We start from the raw sequence: 15,878 nt of genomic DNA, 5'->3' as shown, positions 1-15,878 counted from the left end.
AGCATGACCGACCTCGCCATCCGCTACCTCTACCTGGCCCGGCACGGCGAGGCCGCGCCCGACGGCAGCGGGCTCACCGCCGCCGGGCGCCGGCAGGCCGTCCTGCTGGGCCGACGGCTGGCCGGCCGGCCGATCGCGGCGGTGCACCACGGCCCGCTCCCCCGGGCCGCGCAGACCGCGCGACTGGTCGCGGAGCAGTTGGGCGCCGTGGCGCCGGTGATGTGCGAGGAGGCCGGGGACTGGATCCCTTACCTGCCCGAGCGGGCCGAACTGCCCGACGACAGCGCGGAGTTCCTGTGGGAGTTCCTCTCGCACGCCACGGCCGACGAGTGTGAAGCGGGGGCGGCACTGGCGCCGCGGGCGGTCGAGCGGTTCACCGGCCCGGTGGCGGGGGGCGAAGAGCGGCACGAGCTGGTCGTCACCCACGCCTTCCTGGTGGCCTGGCTCGTCCGGCACGCCCTGGACGCGCCGGCCTGGCGCTGGCTCGGCCTCCAGATCGCCAACGCGGGCCTGACCGTGCTGCGTTACGCGCCCGGCCGGCCGCCGTCCGTGCTGCTGCTGAACGACCAGGGCCATCTGCCCGAGGACCTGCGCTGGACCGGGTTCCCGGCCGGACTGCACTGCTGAGCCCGCCACCGGCCGCCGGGCGGGCGCCGGGCCTGCGTCGGCCCGCGGTCGGTCCCGCCCGGCTACCCCTCCCGTTCGAAGACCAGGGCCGTCCAGTGCACCCCGGCCCGGCCGTGCAGGTCGGCGCGGCCGGAGCGGTGGAGGAGGCGCAGGCCGCGGCTGGCGGCGAGGTCCACGGTGGGTTCGGGCGGGAGGTCGAACATGCGGCGGCCCGGTGGGACGGGACCGTGGCGGAGGGTGAGGGCGAGGCGGCCGCCGGGGGCGAGGAGTCCGGCGAGGGCGTCCATCGCGGCCGGGCGTTCGGCGGGGGCCAGGTGCATCCACACGGCGGTGAGCAGCACGAGGTCGAAACGCCCGTCCTCGGCGGTGAGCAGGGGCAGGTCGGGCAGCGCGTCCGCGACCCACCGGATGGCCGCGTCGCCGTGCAGTCGCTCGCCGACGGCGCGGAGTTCGGGGGTCGGTTCGACGGCGACGACCCGGTGGCCGAGCGCGGCGAGGGCTGCGGCGTCGCGGCCGGTGCCGGCGCCGATGTCGAGGACGGCCGTGGGCGGCGCCGGGTAGAGGTGGAGCCGTTCGCGGTGGACTTCGGCGAAACTCACGCTCTCGTACTGGAGAGCGAGTTGCGCGGCCGCCTCGCCGTAGCCAGCGGTACCGGCGGGGCCGCTCATGCCGTCTCCCGGACGATCGCCGCGTCCCCGGCCGCCGCCGCACGGGCGAAGGGGTCCCGCAGTCCGCGCAGGTCGGCGGCGGCCCGGACCGCCCAGGACTCGGACCAGGGCGTCGGGCAGTCGAGGAATGCGCCCGTCCGGGCGGCCACGGTGTCCTGTCGGTGCACGAGCCCGCCGAGGTCCTCGACCGGGCAGGTGTCCACGGCGTGTCCCGGCAGGAGGCGCCGGAAGTGATCCACACTCACCCGCTCAGCGTAACGGAGTCACGACCGCCGTATGGAGACGGTTCAGGCCTCGCCGGGGTGCCAGGCGGGCCATTCCCAGGGGCGGTCGGCCCAGTGCACCCGCTGGGGGTCGTGCGGGTCGAGGTCCGGGAAGAGCTGGTGGACCCGCGGCTCGAACTCCTCCGGCGCGAGCGGCTCCCAGCCGTGGCCCTCGAAGTGGACGAGCCGGTAGCGGCTGTCGGTCCGGAACTCGGCCACCTCGACCAGGGGCGCGGACGTGCTGTTGGTCTCCATGACCCCAAGCATGTGGTGCGGTGGCAATCAGCGCCCGCGCAGACCCCTCTTCCGGGTCATGTCCCGGCGTCGGCGCACTCGTTGAGCAGGGAAAGGTTCGCGGGGGGCCGCTGGAAGGACGAGCACATGACTGGGCAGCCCACCGAAGGACAGTGGCAGTGGCCGCGGAACGCGTGGCAACCGCCTCCGGTCCCCACCACTCCCCCGCCTCCCCCGCCTCCGGCCCCCAGCCGGGTGCCGTCGGCGCGGCGTTCGCGCAAGGCGTGGGCGGCCGCGGCGGTCGGGACGGGCGCCGTGCTGGCCTCGGTCCTGGTGATGTGCGGGCCGGGGTCGGGTGACGACCTGCGGGTGACGGCGCTGCCGGAGGCCTCGCCGTCCGCCTCGGACCGGACGTCGCACCTGCTGCCGGCCCTCCCGCCGCCCGCCACGCCCGCGCCCTCCCCACTGCCGGCTCCCGTCCCGGAGGCGGCCACGGGGAGCACGGCGAGCGCCGCGGGCACGGCGGGCACCGCAGGCGGGCCCGGAGGCCCGGGCGACGCGGCGACGGAGGCGCCGGCGCCCGACGCCGGGGCCGGGGCCTCGGACGCCCAGCACGCCTCGGCGGTTCCGCGGCCGAAGCCCGGCCACAGCCCGCACGCCACCGCCCCGGCCCGTCAGTCCTCGGGCGCGCCCGCCCCGGCGGGTCCGGGGTCGGGCGTGTCGCTGCCGGGCGTCGGCGGGGGCACCATCTGCGACCAGGCCGAACGGGTCGGGCGTTGGCAGGCCGGCTCCGAGCAGGCCCGGCTCTGCCACAGCGTCTACGGCTGAGCCGTCGGGGCGCCCGGAGCGGCAGCAGCACCCGGGGCACCGGTCGCACCGGGACCGGCACCAGGACCGGCACTGGCACCGCCGCCACCACCGGCACCGCCGCCGGCCGGGTCCGCCGCCCCGAGCAGCCCCCGGTCCAGGCGAGGCGCGAGCACCCGCGCCAGCGTGTCGGTGATGTGCCCGGTGTCCCGGTACAGCACCACGCCCTCCAGCACCGCCGGGCAGGAGAGCCCTGAGCCGGGGCAGAGCAACGGGCCGGGGTCGAGGATCCGTACGCCGTACCGGGCAGCGAGCCCGCCGGCCAGCATCGGGTCGGGTTCGAACGCGGTGTCGCGCGGGAAGGAGCAGGCGTCCGGGCGCCCGTCGGCGGCGGCCAGGCAGGTCGGGACGTCCTTGCCCGGCACCGGGGTGTCGCCGAGGTAGGCGAGCGGGGCGCCGAGCGCGGTGAGCCGGTCGAGGGTGCGGGTCCAGCCCCCGGTGCGCTCCTCCGGGCTGCCGTAGCGGTTGAGCCCGGCCATCAGGACCAGCCGGGGCCGGGGCCCGGAGGCGAGCCGGGCGAGGGTGGCCTCCCGCCAGCGGTCGCACTCGTCGAAGGTGCGGCCGAGCACGTTGTTGCGCACGGTCAGGGTGACCAGCGGGCAGCCGGGTTTGACCAGGACCTCCAGCGCCCAGTGCCGCTGCGCGGCCATCGCGAGGGCGGCGGAGATCCACTGTCCGGCGTGCGAGTCGCCGAGCAGCACGATCCGCTCGGGGCTGTCCTCGGCGCCGAACAGGCAGCGCGGGCTGCGGTCGGCGTTGAGCGGGATCTCGCAGCCCTGGCCGGGCGGGAAGTCCTCCCGGGCGCGGGCCGGCGAGGGCGTCAGGGCGAGCACCCGGGTGCCGGGGGCGAGCAGGCGCGGCCCGTCGGGCGCTCCGGCTGGTGCGGCGGCCGGGGCGCCGGCGGTCCCGCCGAGGGCGCGGACGGTGCCGCCGCCGAGGGCGAGCGCCGCGATCAGCGGGATGACCAGGGCGCTCGCACCGACCGCGAGCCCTCGCCGGGGCGCCGGGCTGCTGCCGTACCGCAGCGGCTGCTCGACCAGGCGCAGGGTGAGCCAGGCGGGCAGCGCGGCGGCCGCGGTGAGCGCGGCCAGGGCGGTCCACGGCAGCGCCCCGTACCGGGCCTGGGCGATGGTCAGCACCGGCCAGTGCCAGAGGTACCAGGCGTAGGAAAGGCGCCCGGCGGCGCGCAGCGGGCGGGCGGTGAGCAGGCGGCCGGCGTCGACGCCGCGCAGCGGGCCGTGCCCGGCGAGCAGGACGGCGGCGGCACCGAGGACGGGCGGCAGCGCGGCGGAACCGGGGAACGGCGTGTTGCGGTCGTACAGGACGATCGGCGCCACGACGGCCGCCAGGCCGAGCCAGCCGAGCAGCCGCAGCGACCACAGCACGGGGCGGTGCTGCGCCCGGGAGGCCAGCGCACCGCCTGCCAGGGCCGCGCAGGCGCCCGCCGCGAACTCCCAGAGCCGGCTGCCGGTGGAGAAGTAGGCGAGGGGCGCCGACGTCCGGGTCCAGCGCAGGCACAGCACGAGCGAGACGGCGCCGACGGCCGCGGTGGCGAGGGTCATGGCGGCGGTGCGGCGCCGCCCGTGCAGGTAGCGGGCGAGGCCGAGCAGCAGGACGCCCCAGAGCAGGTAGAACTGGTTCTCCACGCCCAGCGACCAGAAGTGCTGCAGCGGACTGGGGTCGCGCTCGGCGGCCAGGTAGTCGGTCTGGCGCCCGACGAAGCGCCAGTTGGCGAACTGGCCGGCGGCGGCGATCAGGTCCCGGGCGAGGTCGGTGCCGCGCAGCGGGTCGAGCAGCGCGCCGCCGGCGACTGCGGTGGCGACCAGGACGGTGGCGGCGGCGGGCAGGATCCGCCGGGCCCGGCGGGCGGCGAAGTCCCACAGGCCCAGCGGGCGGGCGAGGAGCAGGCCGGTGATCAGGTAGCCGGAGATGACGAAGAAGACGTCGACGCCGACGTAGCCGCCGGTCAGGCCGGGCAGGGCGGCGTGGAACGCGAGCACGGACAGCACGGCGAGGCCGCGCAGTCCCTCGATGTCGGGGCGGAAGGCGGTGCGTCGGCGGGCTTGCCCGGTCTCTCCGGCGTCGGCGTCCTCCGGGGCGGCCGGTCGCCGGTCCACCCGGACGACGTCGGGCAGCAGGGCGACGGGGGCCGCGGCGGGTGCGGGCACGGCAGGCGTGGCCGTGGCGCGTGCGGGCACGGCAGGCGTGGACGGTGAGGACGTGGACGGCGAGGATGTGGACGGTGAGGATGACGACGGTGGTACGGCCGTTGACACGGCGGTGCTCCTTGCAGGGCTGGCAACGGTGGTCGGGCCGCCGGGGCCGGTGGGGTGGGCCGGGCGGATTCCGCGCCGGGTGGGGCGACGCGCAAGGAAACTCAGCGGTGAAGCGGTGAAGCGGTGGAGCGACGTCGCGGTCCGGCGAACGTTTCAGCTCGCGGAACCGACTGCCGGTCAGTGGATCAGCGGGTCGGCCCAGCCCGACGCCAGCAGCCCGCAGAGCAGCAGCACGGCGGTGACGGCGACGGCCTCGGCACGCCCGAACCCGAGGTCCGGTCGGCTCCGGGCGGGCGCGGCGACCTCGCCGACGGCGGCGCCCTTGCCGCCGGTCGCACCGCCGAGGAGCGGCCACAGGGACCGGATCAGCGGGATCGTCGTGTACGCGGTGAGCGCGAGCAGTGCGGTGAGCGCCCAGTAGGGCCGCCAGCCGTGCAGCAGCGCGGCCCGGACGAGCCCGGCGGCGCCTGCGAGGATGACGAGTCCGAGCCAGCCGACCCCGATCCGGGCGACGGCGCGGGCGAGTGAACTGCCGCCCGACACGGCACCGGTGGGCACCCAGTCGGCGGAGCGGCGGCGCACCGCGTGTGCGATGGCGATCACGTGGCAGAGGCCGCCGAGGAGTTGGACCCGGGTGACTTCGAATCGCCAGCGGGTGCGGGACGTCGCGGGCAGCAGGACGAGAGCGACCCAGATCGGCGGCAGGAAGGGGAGCACCTGCCAGGGCGCGATCTCTTCGGGGCGGAAGAACAGCATGATCAGGGCCGGCAGCGGCACGGCGAAGACGTTCACCGCGCTGGTGAGGTAGCCGAGGATGCCGTTCCAGAAGCAGAGCCGGGCCGAGCGGGAGAGCGGTCCGCGGCGGAAGTCCGGGTCGCGGACGAGGGCCAGGGAGCCGAGGCACCAGCGGTACTGCTGGCTGATGAAGGCGGGCAGGCCGGTGGGCGACATGCCCTTGGCGACCAGCGCGGGCACGTAGCGGGTGGCCCAGCCGGCGCGGGCGAGGGCGAGGCCGGTGTAGAGGTCCTCGCTGTGGTCGATCTCGGCGAAGCCGCCGTTGCGCTCCAGCGCGGCGCGGCGGTAGAGCGCGTTGGTGCCGCAGCAGACGGTGCCGTCCTGGGCGTCCCGGGAGGGCTGGATCCAGCGGTAGAAGATCTCCTGGGTGGCTCCTGCGGCGCGTTCGAGCCAGGACATGTCGGCGTCCGTGTCGAAGCACTGCGGGCTCTGCACGATGCCGACCCCGGGGTTGTCGAGGTAGGGCACCAGGTGGTGCAGGAAGTCGGGCCGGGGGCAGAAGTCGGCGTCGAGGACGGCGACGATCTCGCCGGTGCCTTCGGCCAGGCCGTGGTTGAGGTTGCCGGCCTTCTTGAAGCGGCCCCGGTCGGGGCGGGCGCGGTACTGGAAGCCGTAGGACTCGGCGAGTTCGCGGACCTCGGGGCGGGCGGCGTCGTCGAGGACCAGGACGGTGAGCTCGCCGGGCCAGCGGACGGCGGCGGTGTGGCGGTAGGCGTTGTCGAGGACGGCCAGCGGTTCGCCGGCGGTGGGCAGCAGCAGGTCCACGCCGGGATGGCGGGCGGGCCGCCAGGCGCGGACCAGCAGGTCGTGCGAGTCGCGGGTGAAGCGGCGGGCGCGTTGGCCGTCGGCGAGCGAGAGCAGCCAGGTGGCCGCGTTGAGCACGGTGAGCACGAGGAACGGCCAGAGCAGCGGCTTGCTGAGGGCGAACAGGCCGAGGGTGGCGGTGGCTCCCGCGTAGGAGAGGGTGGCGCAGAGCAGGACCCAGCGGCGCTGCGGGCCGAAGTACCAGTAGAGCTCCTCGTCGTCGGGTGGGCTGGGCAGCCGGAGTCCGGGCTCGCGGGGGCCGGGCTCGCGGAGGCCGAGGTGACGGGGATCGGGCTCGCGGGGGTCAGGGGCGGGGTCGCCGGCGGGTGTGCGGCGCGGACCGCGGTCGGGTGCGGGCATGGCGGTGCCATGGAGTACGGGCATGCGGAAATGGCCCCCCTGGGCTGTGGACGGAACGTGGCCGTTCTCCCTCAGCCTCTCACATTGGCCTAGACCAATCATGAACGAGGTGTGACATCTCCGCATCGCCCCGACTCACCGACTTGACGCCGCGTCACCTGCCGGGATCCGGTCGAGCGCGGCTGAACCGAGCCCCGGGGACGGCCCGTTTCAGGAGGCCTTCAGTCCGCCCCCGAGCCGTTCGCCCCGCTCCCCGGCCGGCCCCGCTCCCGGCTCCTTCCCCAGCTCCTTGAGCAGGTGCTCGAACCGCAGGTCCGGCCGCAGCGGGATGCCGAACCGCTCGTCGCCGTAGGGGAACGGGCTGTACACGCCCGTCCGGCGGAAGCCGCGCCGCTCGTACCAGGCGATCAGCTCGGCGCGCTGCTCGATCACCGTCATCTCCATCTCGCCGACGCCCCACTCCTCGCCGGCCAGCCGCTCCGCCTCGGCGAGCACCGCCCGACCGACCCCGCCGCCCTGGAGGCCGGGGCGCACCGAGAACATGCCGAAGTAGGCCCGTGCGCCCCGCCGTTCCAGCTGGCAGCAGGCCACCAGCTCGCCGTCGCGCTCGGCCACCAGCACCAGGCCGTCGGGGTGGCCGACGGCCTCGGCGACGGCCTCCGGGTCGGTGCGCTGCCCGGCCAGCAGGTGGGCCTCGGTGGTCCAGCCGGCTCGGCTCGACTCGCCCCGGTAGGCGGATTCGACCAGGTCGACCAGCGCCGGGACGTCGGCGGGCGTGGCGGGCCGGAACACCGGATCCCCGGCGGGCTGGGGCGTGTCGACGGCGGTCTCGGTCATGGCTGTTTCCTTCCTCCGTACTGGGTGCCGCCCGTGACGGCCGACACGCGGGCATCGTGCCACAGCGCCCGGTCCGCCCCCGCCGCCGGATCGGCAGGGCCGACGACGCACGTTGCCGGTGGTGGTCGGCCGGCCCCTGGGGCGCCGGTTCACACTGTGCCCCGAGATGCCTGGCGGCACTGGCGGGTACATGGCTAATCTGCGGTACGGCCGGTCCAACCCCCGGCCGCTCCAAGCGATTTGGGCCATTTGGGCCATCCGTACCGGACCAGAGGAGTGCTCGTGTACCGCTCTTCCCGCTCCGCCCGTACCACCGGAACCGACAGATCGGCCGGTCACCGCCGACTGAGCCTTCTGCCCGCCCTGCCCGTCCTGCCCGCGCTCGCCGCCGCGACCGCCCTGGTCGCCGGCGTGGCCGCCCCGGCGTACGCCGCCGAGCCGGTCCCCGCCGTTCCCGCTCCCGCCACCCCCGACGCCGTCGCACCCGTCGCCGAGGGCCGCCCCGGCTTCCACCCGGACCGCGACTTCGCCGGCTCCACCGTGGCCTCCCACGAGGGCCGGGGCACCGCGCCGTCCGCCTCCCTCGCCGTCACCCAGACCCCCGGCCTGGACGTCTCCAGCTACCAGGGCAACGTCAACTGGTCCTCCGTCGCGGCCGACGGCGCCAGGTTCGCCTACGTCAAGGCCACCGAGGGCACCGGCTACACCAACCCGAGCTTCGCCCAGCAGTACAACGGCTCCTACAACGCCGGCCTGGTCCGCGGCGCGTACCACTTCGCGCTGCCGAACACCTCCTCCGGCGCCACCCAGGCCGCCTACTTCGTCAGCCACGGCGGCGGCTGGTCCGCCGACGGCAGGACCCTGCCGCCCGCCCTCGACATCGAGTACAACCCCTACGGCGCCACCTGCTACGGCCTCAGCCAGAGCGCCATGGTGAGCTGGATCCGCTCCTTCAGCGACACCGTCCTCTCCCGCACCGGCCGCTACCCCACCATCTACACCACCACCAACTGGTGGACCCAGTGCACCGGCAACTACGGCGGCTTCGGCTCCACCAACCCGCTCTGGATAGCCCGCTACGCCTCCACCGTCGGCACCCTCCCGAACGGCTGGGGCTACCAGACCTTCTGGCAGTTCGCGGACTCCGGCACCCTCCCCGGTGACCAGGACTACTTCAACGGCGCGGCCGACCGCCTGCGCGCCCTCGCCCTGGGCTGACCGGCACCCGCCGGCACGCGTCGGTGCGGGGCCGCGGCGGCGCCCCCGCACCGACGGGTGCGGACCGAAGAGGGTTCACAGGGCCTTGAGGCCGTCGAGGAGTTGCCGGCCGCCGGGGCTGCCGAGGCCGGTGCACGGATCCCAGCCGGTCCCGGAGGGGTACGCGCCGTTGCTGCCCTCGGTGATGTCCCGCAGCACGCCGGCCGCGAAGTGCGCGTACAGCAGCGGGTTGAGGAACCCGACCGGGGCGCCGAGGCCCTGGTTGATCCGGGCCAGCAGGGCGGCCCACATCGGCGCGGCCGCGCTGGTCCCGCCGACCAGGTCGAGCCCCCCGCCGCCGACGTTCGGGATGACCACGCCGGTGTTCCGGGAGGCGACCGCGGACACGTCCGGCACGCCCCGGCCGTGCACGTGGGGGGCGTTCACGGCGACCGGGACGGCGGCTCCGGCCTGGTACGGGGGCACCGGGAACATCCTGCTGATGCCGCCACCGGTCCGCGCGCGCGGTCCGTCGTCCCAGACGACCTCCCGGCTGACCTCGCCCCCCTGGACCACCAGGTGGGTGCCACCGACGCCGAGCACGTGCGGGCTGGAGGCGGGGAAGTCGGCGTGGGCACGCTCGGAGAAGCCGTCGTCCCGGGAGCCGTCGTCGCCGGAGGCGCAGCAGATGCTGATGTTCTTCGTGCCGGCGTCGACGAAGACCCCGTCCACGTGGGCGACCCCGGAGGGGGTCCAACGGAAGCCTCCCTCCTCCGGGTTGCCGTAGCTGCAGGAGATCACCGCGGGCCGGTTGACGGTGTCGGTCGCGATCCGGTTGATCACGTCGATCCAGCCCTGCTCGGTGAACTTGCTGAAGTAGACGACGATCTTCGCCCCGGGGGCGAGGGAGCCGACCACCGCGAGGTCGAGCATGATCTCGCCGGTGCTGTCGAGCGGGTCCTCGGTCGCGTCGCCGGGGCCCGGGTCGTTGCCCGGGGATCCGACGTTCGGGATCACCACGTCGGTGATGTCCGGCATGGGCCTGCCCAGCGCGTCGAAGTACGTGCGCAGCGCGTCCGCCGAGTAGCCGCCGGACGGCAGGCCCGGCGACGACTCGCCGTTGAACGCGAGCACGGCGATGCACTGGCCGGAGCCGTCGAGGTCGGCGGGGTACGCGTACGGTTTCGCCAGCTGGTGCGGGAAGAAGACGCCCGCCGGCAGGGCCGGGACGCCCTCGGCCGCCAGGGGGAGGGTGACGTCCGCGCGGCGGATCAGCAGGTCGGCGCCGATCGGCCGGTCGTCCAGGCCGAACACGCCGGTGACGATGCCGTCGAGTTCGTCGGGAACGTGGACGGCTCCCTCGCGGCCGCGGTAGACCCGGGGCCGGGCGTGGGCGTCCTGGTAGCGGTAGCGGGCCAGGGTGACCCGGAAGGCGTTCCCGACGTCCTCGGTGGTGCCGGTCAGCTGGACGCTGCGGGCCAGCGGGTTCTCGTTGGAGACGGCGAGCCGGTGCTCGGCGGCGAAGGTCTCGACCGCCTTGAGGTCGGTGTCGCGCCAGCGGTGGGTGGCCGCGTACTCGTCGTCGCCGGCGGCGGTACGGCGGGTGGGCGGCTGCAGTGCCAGCTCGTACACGTCCGGCCGCGCGGGCGCGTCGGGGTCGCGGCGGAGGTAGACGGTGACGGTGAGGGGGGTTCGTGGATCGGCCGGTCCGATGGCCCGCGCTCCGCGGAGGGGAACGCGGGAGCTGTCCGGCAGCGCCACGTAGTGGTTGGTCGACATGATCGCTCCAGCGGTCGGGTCAGCGCCGGGAGCCTCGCGACGGTGGGTCGTGTGCTTTCGACTGTCCGTATACGGCGGACATATATGCCGTATACGTACAGCGTCCGCCGCGCCGCACGCCCCGTCAAGGGGCGTCGCCCCCGGCCCGGAGGCGGGGGCGACGCGGTGCGGTGCGGTGCTATGCGATGCGGTGCGATGTCTTGCGGTGTGGTGCGGTGCGGGTCTGCGGTCAGCCGTCGATGCGGTGCTGGCTCCAGAAGGAGGTCAGGTCCACGGTGGTGGCGGCCTGGGCCGCGGCCTTGAACTCCGCGGTGGTGGAGACGCCGTACCAGTGCGCCTGTGCGTAGTTCCGCAGCAGTGCGGTCATCGCGGTGTCGCCGATGGCCCGGCGCAGGTCGTGCAGCGCGCACTTGCCGTAGCCGTAGACGACCGTGGAGTAGCGGGAGGAGTTGGCGTCCCAGTACGCCATCGAGTTGGTGATCTTCTCCGCCGACGAGGCCCAGGAGACGCTGCTCCAGCAGCCGTTGCCGGTCTTGCCCTGCGCGAGGTCGGTGGCGTAGTCGGTGAACGCCTCGTCCAGCCAGGGGCCGTTGTACTCGTCGTCGCCCACGATGCCGTACCACCACTGGTGGCCGATCTCGTGGGTGAGCGCCGTGGTGCTGACCAGGTCGAGGACGAAGCCGGGGTACTCCATGCCGCCGAACCAGAAGTTGTTGTCGATCACCGCGTCCAACTCGCCGTACGGGTAGGCGCCGAAGCGCTGGGCGTGGGCGTCGACCGCCGAGGTCGCGGTGGAGAGCATCGACTTGGAGTCCGCCGCGCTGATCCCCGCCACCGAGTAGACGTTGACCTTCACGCCGGCCGCCGAGGTGCCGGAGATCCGGGTGAACGGCCCGGCGCCCCAGGCGAAGTCGCGCACCTTGCTCGCGGTGGCCTTGGTGACGGTCCGTCCGGCCGCGCCGGGGGTGTCCACCGAGGTGCCGGTCGCGGGCACCAGCAGGCTGGTCGGGTGGTCCAGGGTGACGGCGAAGTCCGCGGCCACCGAGTAGAAGGACTCACCGTTGTTGGTGTACGGGGCGAGGTGCCAGCCGGCCGCGTCCCGTACCGCCAGGACGGGCAGGGCGTTGCCGAGGAAGTTGTACGCGCCGTCGTGGCCGAAGCGGTCCGCGCCGCTCGGCACGGTGATGCCGAGGTCGAAGCCGACGGTGCCGCTCTGCCCCTGGGCGAGCGGTGCCGGCAGGGTGACCTTGAGCGCGGTGCAGTCCACCGAGAGCGGGGCGGGCGTGCCGCCGGTCACGTTGGTGACCGTGATCGGGGTGCTGGGGCAGCTGCCGTGGGCGTTGTCCCACAGCCGCAGGTACACCTCGGTCAGCGGGGTGGGCGAGGCGTTGGTGAAGTTCACGCTCTCGTGGCCGGTCCAACTGCCGCCGGAGGCGTCGCTGGTGAGGGCGACGGTGTACGCGGGCGCGGCCGGGGTGCGGGTCGGGTCGCCGGGCTGGGGCGGGGTGGTGCCGCCGGAGGCGTCCAGGGTGACGTCGTCCAGGACGAAGCTGGTCTGCAGGCTGGAGTCCTCCACGCCGGTGAAGGAGAGCGTCGCGGTCTGGCCGGCGAAGGCGGAGACGTCGACGGTCTTGTGCACGTACCCGGCCTGGGCGTCCAGGTTGGAGTAGGTGGCCAGGGTGGTGGAGCCGAGTTTGACGCTCATTCTGTCGTAGGCCGTGCTGGTGGTCGTCTCGGCGGTGTCGACGTGCAGCCAGAAGCCGAGCGTCGCCGTCCCGCACCCGGCGGGGAGGGTGACGGACTGCGAGAGCGTGTCGGTGTGGGTGGAGCCGTAGCCGTCGAGCCAGGCGAAGGAGCTGCCGGAGTGGGCGCTCTGGCCGGCGTCGGCGGTGATCGCGCCGCTCGGCGCCGTCCACGGCGAACTGCCGGACTCGAAACCGCCGTTGGCCACGACCTGGGCGGGTGTGCAGTCCGCGGCGCTCGCCACATTGGGGGTGGCGAGCGCCGTGAGGCCGGCTGTCGCGAACAGCGCGGCGCCGGTCAGGGCATGCAGGAGTCTTCTCATCGGAACCTCTCGGAGGAGCGGGCCGGGAGCAGCAGCGTGACAGCAAACCCGCACCTTTGAAAGGCTCATGACATCCGGCGGCGGCCGGTCGGCCGGCCGACCCGCGCCGCGCCGGGGTTCGGCGCCCACCGGGCCCGGGCCCGGCGCGGATCCGGAACGGGCTCAGCGCAGGCTCGGCAGGTCCCCCGCCCAAGCTCAGCGCGGACCGGGCCCGGGCTCAGCCCGGGCTCAGCGCAGGCTCAGCGCGGGTCGACCAGCTCCGGGGCGAAGACCGTGCCCAGCGGCTCCGGGCCGATGTACTGCTGGCAGTTGCAGGGCCGCGCCTCGTACTGCAGCGGGCGCCGGTCGGCGTCCCACGCCGTCGGGGCCTCGACGGCCTCGTGGCAGCGGCCCTGCTTGTCGCGCTTGGCCAGGTGGTGGGTGCAGCCGCAGACCGGCTCGGGCGGCCGGCCGGCCGCCTCCAGCGCGGCGTGCCGGCGCTCGGTGGCGGCGAGCAGCTCCATCTTGCGCTCGTGCCGCACCTTCAGCGCCTGCCGGGCGTCCCTGACGATCCACCCGCTGCCGTACAGCACCATGGGCACGATCCACCACAGGTTCCACACCGAGTCCACGAACGTCCCCCCACCAGTACCGATGTCAGGGGTAGATCATACGACTGACCAGGACGAACGGCGCCAGGTCAGCGGATGACCGGCAGCACCGCCTCGGCGCTGCGCCCGGTCGCCGCCTCGATGAAGGCCGCCGGGTCCGCGACCTCGGCGAGCAGCGCCCGGGTCGCGGCGAGTGCCGCGTCGGCGGCGGCGGGCCGCCGACGGCCGCGACCAGGTCGAGCAGGTGGACGGTCGCCTCCATCAGCGCCACCTCGCCGAGCGCGCCGACCGTCACAGCGCCCAGCAGCGGGTGTGCCACCGTCGTGGCCGGCGGCAGGTCGTCGAGCGCGGCCAGGGCCTGTGGGCCCTCGACCCCGAACCGGGCGATCAGCACGGCCGGATCGGTCACCTCGGCCGTCTGCTTCGCGGCGTCCGCGATCTGCCCGGCGGCGGTGTGCGCGAGGCCGCCCGGCCGGTTGAAGGCGCGCAGGATCCCGGCGCCGGTGGACAGTTCGGCCGGCGCGTCGAGGACGGCCGTGCGCAGCCCGGTGAACATCTCCGGCACCGGCGCAACGTGCGCGTACAGCGCCCGCACGGTCCACTCGGGCAGCCGGGTCGGCCGGTCCCAGTCCTCGGCGCTCAGGGCCGCGCCGCGCTCCGCCCAGGAGGTCCAGGCCTCCGCCAACATCACACGCACCGGGTCGGTCTGACTGGTCATCGGCTCTCCTCGGGCAGGGCTCGCGGGACGGCCCCACGCTACCCGGCGCCCCCCGTAAACCGGTTGCCCACCCCCTCCCGGCCCGCCAGGATCGGTCCATGACCCACTCCCCGGCCCGCCCGCTGCCCGCGACCCCCGCCGCCCGCCCGGTCGCGGTCCGACAGCAGCCCGGCCGCCCCCGGAGGCCCGACACCGCCCGCGCGTGAGGGCCGCGCTGGTCGCGGGGCTGCTGGCCGGGTTCGGCGTCGCCGTCCCGGTCGGGGCCGTCGGGGCCTACCTCGTCACGCTCACCGCCCGGACCTCGCTGGGCACCGGCGCCTGCGCCGCGCTCGGCGTGGCCACGGCGGACGGGCTGTACGCGCTGCTCGCGGCGGTCGGCGGCTCCGGCCTCGCGCCGCTGCTCGAACCGGCCGCCGGACCGTTGCGGGTCGTGTCCGCCCTGGTGCTGCTGGCCCTGGCCGCGCGGACGGCCCACACCGCGCTCCGCAGCCGCTCCGGGGCCGCCGCGGCACCGGAACAGGCACCGCCCGGCCCGGCCCGGGCGTTCCTCACCCTGCTCGGGATCACCCTGCTGAACCCGCTGACCGTGCTCTACTTCGCCGCCCTGGTCCTCGGCACCGGCGGCCGGGCCGCGGCGGCCGGCGGCCTCGCCCCGGCCGTGCCCGCCGCGGCAGCCTTCGCCGTCGCCGTCCTCGTCGCCTCCGCGAGCTGGCAGTTGCTGCTCGCCGCGGGCGGCGCACTGCTGGGCCGGGCGCTGACCGGCCCGCAGGGGCGACTACTCACCGCACTCGGCTCCTCCACCCTGGTCGCCGGGCTCGCCGTCCGGCTCCTGCTCGGCTGACCAGTGGGATCGCAGGTCAGCCCGGTCCTGTGCAGCTCGTCCGGTGACACCGGATCCGTACCTTGTATCCTGGTCCTGTATCCGCTGAGTGACATCCGCCGCAGCCCCCACCCCCAGCGGGACCTGCGGATCCGCCCGGCCGGACCGGGCCCGAGCACGAGCCCGGCCGGCGACCACGGCACCGAACCGGAGGAGCGCGGACATGGTTGACCGGGACGGCCCCGAGAAGCGGGGGCGCCTGAGCCGCCCGCTGGTGCTCGGCGCCGCCGTGGCGCTGGTGGACCGCGAAGGCCTGGCCGCGCTGACGATGCGCAGGCTGGCTGCCGAACTCGGCGTCGAGTCGATGGCCCTGTACCGCTACACCCCGGGCAAGGAGGCCCTGCTCGACGGCCTGATCGAGGCGTACTTCACCGAGATCAACGACTGGCTGCGGACGAACGCCGCGAGCGGCTCCCCCGAGCCCGGCTGGCGCCTGGAACTTCGCCGGATCGCCCGGGCCTTCGCCGTCGCCGCGCACGCCCACCCCGAGATCCTGCCGTTGGTCGCGACCCGGCCGCTGAGCGTCCCGATGGCCCGCCGCCCGGTGCCGGTGCTCCGACTCACCGAGCACATCCTCGCGGTGCTCGGCCGGGCCGGCTTCGACGACGCCACCGCGCTGACCGTCTACCGCACCTTCGTCGCCTGGAACCTCGGCTGCCTGCTGGTGGACAAGCGCCAGGTGGTCGACAACCCGGAGGAGCCCGACCCGGTGCTGCGGCTGGGCCTGCACCGGCTGCCCGCCGCGGAGTACCCGCGGCTGCGCGCCCTGGTGCCCCGGCTGGCCGAGTTCGACGACGAGCGCGAGATGCTGGCCGGCCTCGACAGCCTGCTCGACGGCATGCCCCAGCCGGCGCCGGACGCCTTCTACGGCGGCGGGAACTCCTGAGGATACGGGGTACACGTCGGACGTATCCGCGA

General features: G+C 75.1%; 15 protein-coding genes. 5 read left to right on the top strand and 10 right to left on the bottom strand.

All coding sequences use genetic code 11. The features are described from left to right. Nucleotides 1–3 precede the first annotated feature (3 nt). On the top strand, nucleotides 4–627 hold the full coding sequence (locus tag IF30_RS0129180) for a histidine phosphatase family protein (protein WP_030244008.1): 624 nt from the start codon (nucleotides 4–6) through the stop codon (nucleotides 625–627). Between the two features lie 62 nt (nucleotides 628–689). On the opposite strand, the gene IF30_RS0129175 is transcribed toward IF30_RS0129180, so the two are convergent. Genes IF30_RS0129175 through IF30_RS0129165 form a run of 3 tightly spaced genes read right to left on the bottom strand, consistent with a single transcriptional unit; the run spans nucleotide 690 to nucleotide 1,813 of the window. Further along, nucleotides 690–1,295: a class I SAM-dependent methyltransferase gene (locus tag IF30_RS0129175; RefSeq protein ID WP_030244006.1), complete on the bottom strand. Its 606-nt coding sequence runs from the start codon at nucleotides 1,293–1,295 to the stop codon at nucleotides 690–692. Then, complete coding sequence (locus tag IF30_RS0129170) at nucleotides 1,292–1,540, bottom strand: hypothetical protein (RefSeq protein ID WP_158835552.1); 249 nt, start codon at nucleotides 1,538–1,540, stop codon at nucleotides 1,292–1,294. The genes IF30_RS0129175 and IF30_RS0129170 overlap by 4 nt, the downstream gene beginning before the upstream one ends. Before the next feature lie 42 nt (nucleotides 1,541–1,582). Next, the gene (locus tag IF30_RS0129165; protein WP_030244003.1) at nucleotides 1,583–1,813 is read right to left on the bottom strand and encodes a hypothetical protein; all 231 of its coding nucleotides are present in this window, start codon (nucleotides 1,811–1,813) and stop codon (nucleotides 1,583–1,585) included. A gap of 294 nt (nucleotides 1,814–2,107) precedes the next feature. On the opposite strand from IF30_RS0129165, the gene IF30_RS0129160 reads away from it, so the two are divergent. Continuing rightward, nucleotides 2,108–2,620 carry a hypothetical protein gene (locus tag IF30_RS0129160; RefSeq protein WP_030244002.1) on the top strand — a complete coding sequence of 171 codons (513 nt, stop codon included), beginning with the start codon at nucleotides 2,108–2,110 and terminating at the stop codon, nucleotides 2,618–2,620. Here IF30_RS0129160 and IF30_RS0129155 read toward each other — a convergent pair. The 3 genes from IF30_RS0129155 to IF30_RS0129145 form a co-directional block, all read right to left on the bottom strand. Beyond that, on the bottom strand, nucleotides 2,611–4,857 hold the full coding sequence (locus IF30_RS0129155) for an acyltransferase family protein (RefSeq protein ID WP_078891806.1): 2,247 nt from the start codon (nucleotides 4,855–4,857) through the stop codon (nucleotides 2,611–2,613). The two genes, IF30_RS0129160 and IF30_RS0129155, sit on opposite strands and share 10 nt — an antisense overlap. A gap of 255 nt (nucleotides 4,858–5,112) precedes the next feature. Further along, nucleotides 5,113–6,918, bottom strand: a complete 1,806-nt coding sequence (locus IF30_RS0129150) for a glycosyltransferase family 2 protein (protein ID WP_234322882.1) — start codon at nucleotides 6,916–6,918, stop codon at nucleotides 5,113–5,115. 186 nt (nucleotides 6,919–7,104) lie between these two features. Continuing rightward, nucleotides 7,105–7,731: a GNAT family N-acetyltransferase gene (locus IF30_RS0129145; protein WP_051711460.1), complete on the bottom strand. Its 627-nt coding sequence runs from the start codon at nucleotides 7,729–7,731 to the stop codon at nucleotides 7,105–7,107. Between the two features lie 372 nt (nucleotides 7,732–8,103). Here IF30_RS0129145 and IF30_RS0129140 point away from each other — a divergent pair, with 372 nt between their 5' ends. After that, entirely contained in the window at nucleotides 8,104–8,949 is an 846-nt protein-coding gene (locus IF30_RS0129140; RefSeq protein WP_234322884.1) for a lysozyme, read from the top strand. 75 nt (nucleotides 8,950–9,024) lie between these two features. On the opposite strand, the gene IF30_RS0129135 is transcribed toward IF30_RS0129140, so the two are convergent. From IF30_RS0129135 to IF30_RS42130, 4 genes are all read right to left on the bottom strand, one after another. Next, complete coding sequence (locus IF30_RS0129135; RefSeq protein WP_037901546.1) at nucleotides 9,025–10,707, bottom strand: S53 family peptidase; 1,683 nt, start codon at nucleotides 10,705–10,707, stop codon at nucleotides 9,025–9,027. A gap of 229 nt (nucleotides 10,708–10,936) precedes the next feature. Further along, a complete protein-coding gene (locus IF30_RS0129130) occupies nucleotides 10,937–12,772 on the bottom strand; it encodes a M1 family aminopeptidase (protein ID WP_030243989.1) in 1,836 nt (611 codons plus the stop codon). A 239-nt stretch (nucleotides 12,773–13,011) separates the two neighbouring features. Next, nucleotides 13,012–13,347, bottom strand: coding sequence for a hypothetical protein (locus IF30_RS0129125; protein WP_030243987.1), 336 nt, complete (start codon nucleotides 13,345–13,347; stop codon nucleotides 13,012–13,014). 61 nt (nucleotides 13,348–13,408) lie between these two features. Further along, nucleotides 13,409–14,080 carry a maleylpyruvate isomerase N-terminal domain-containing protein gene (locus IF30_RS42130; RefSeq protein WP_051711458.1) on the bottom strand — a complete coding sequence of 224 codons (672 nt, stop codon included), beginning with the start codon at nucleotides 14,078–14,080 and terminating at the stop codon, nucleotides 13,409–13,411. A gap of 202 nt (nucleotides 14,081–14,282) precedes the next feature. On the opposite strand from IF30_RS42130, the gene IF30_RS0129110 reads away from it, so the two are divergent. Together IF30_RS0129110 and IF30_RS0129105 are read left to right on the top strand one after the other, a co-directional pair. Continuing rightward, nucleotides 14,283–14,921: a LysE family transporter gene (locus IF30_RS0129110; RefSeq protein WP_030243986.1), complete on the top strand. Its 639-nt coding sequence runs from the start codon at nucleotides 14,283–14,285 to the stop codon at nucleotides 14,919–14,921. A 202-nt stretch (nucleotides 14,922–15,123) separates the two neighbouring features. Beyond that, complete coding sequence (locus IF30_RS0129105) at nucleotides 15,124–15,846, top strand: TetR/AcrR family transcriptional regulator (RefSeq protein WP_030243984.1); 723 nt, start codon at nucleotides 15,124–15,126, stop codon at nucleotides 15,844–15,846. Nucleotides 15,847–15,878: the final 32 nt, after the last annotated feature.

It is taken from the genome of Streptomyces sp. NRRL S-350, from assembly GCF_000719705.1.
GTDB lineage: Bacteria > Actinomycetota > Actinomycetes > Streptomycetales > Streptomycetaceae > Kitasatospora.
This window is presented reverse-complemented; position numbering and strand designations above follow the sequence as displayed.